The organism is Micromonospora sp. ATLC20 (genome assembly GCF_057196585.1).
This window is the reverse complement of the sequence record NZ_JBXUOV010000381.1, coordinates 1-1162: the sequence shown is the minus strand read 5'-3', so window position 1 is coordinate 1162 and position 1162 is coordinate 1. Positions and strand designations below refer to the sequence as shown.

The 1162-nt window shown below is 78.1% G+C and carries 1 protein-coding gene and 1 pseudogene; both read right to left on the bottom strand.

Annotation, left to right across the window (positions count from 1 at the left end; all coding sequences use genetic code 11):
* Nucleotides 1-196, bottom strand: a pseudogene (locus AC2CHG_RS31455) (DNA processing protein DprA); the annotation flags it as partial.
* The coding region (locus tag AC2CHG_RS31450; RefSeq protein WP_484526213.1) for a YifB family Mg chelatase-like AAA ATPase at nucleotides 193-1162 on the bottom strand (970 nt) is incomplete at its 5' end. The gene AC2CHG_RS31450 and the pseudogene AC2CHG_RS31455, both read right to left, overlap by 4 nt.

Sequence of the window (1162 nt, the reverse complement as noted above, 5' to 3'; positions counted from 1 at the left end):
CCGCCCGGGCGTCCCCGGCAGCGCCGCGCGCCGCGACGGCCGACCGCAGCGTCCGCTCCGGCGCCCCGCCGGACAGCAGCAGATCGAGTGCGGCGACCGGGCCGAGCCGCTCGACCAGGGCGTACACCGACCGGGTGCCGGGTTCGGCGAGCCAGGTGAGCGCGACCCGCGCCAGCCGGCGATCGTCGGCGCTCACGCGCCCTGCCCGGTCCGGAGCTGGATGGCCTCCGCCACGTCGTCGTGGCCGGGCCGGTCCCGCCCGTCCAGGTCCGCGATGGTCCAGGCGAGCCGGAGTACGCGGTCGTAGCCGCGCGCGGACAGCGAACCGGTGTCGAGCCGGCGGCGCAGATCCGTGGTGACCCGGGCCGGCAGGTGCCACGGCGGCCGGCGTAGGTACGGGCCGGGGACGTCGGCGTTCACCCGGTGCCCGGTGGCCGTCCAGCGCTCGGCGGCGGCGTGCCGCGCGGCGACCACCCGGGCGGCGACGGTGGCCGAGGACTCCTGCGCGGCGCCGGTGCTCAGCAGCTCCGCCGCGCGTACCGCCTTCAGCTGGACCTGCACGTCCACCCGGTCGAGCAGCGGACCCGACAACCGCCCCAGGTAGCGTCGCCGGGCCGGCGGCGGGCACTCGCAGTCGACGTCGCCGGACGGTTTCGCGCACGGGCAGGGATTGGCCGCCAGCACCAGTTGGGTGCGGGCCGGGTACTCGGTGGCGCCCCGGGTACGCGCCACCCGCACCCGGCCGCTCTCCAGCGGCTGCCGCAACGCCTCCAGCGCGCCCTTGCTGAACTCGGGCGCCTCGTCCAGGAACAGGACCCCGCGGTGGGCGAGCGACACCGCGCCGGGCCGGGCCAGCCCGGAACCGCCTCCGACGAGCGCTGGCACCGTGGCGGTGTGGTGCGGCGCCTGGAACGGGGGACGGCGCAACAGCCCGCCGCCGGGTGGCAGCAGACCGGCGATCGAGTGCAGCGCGGTCACCTCCAGGGCTGCCTCGTCGTCCAGCTCGGGCAGGATCGACGGCAGCCGTTCGGCGAGCATGGTCTTGCCGGCGCCGGGCGGACCGAGCAGTGCGAGGTGGTGGCCACCGGCGGCGGCGATCTCCAGCGCGCGCCGCCCGAGCGGCTGCCCGGCCACGTCGGCCAGGTCGGGCCCGGCCGTGCCG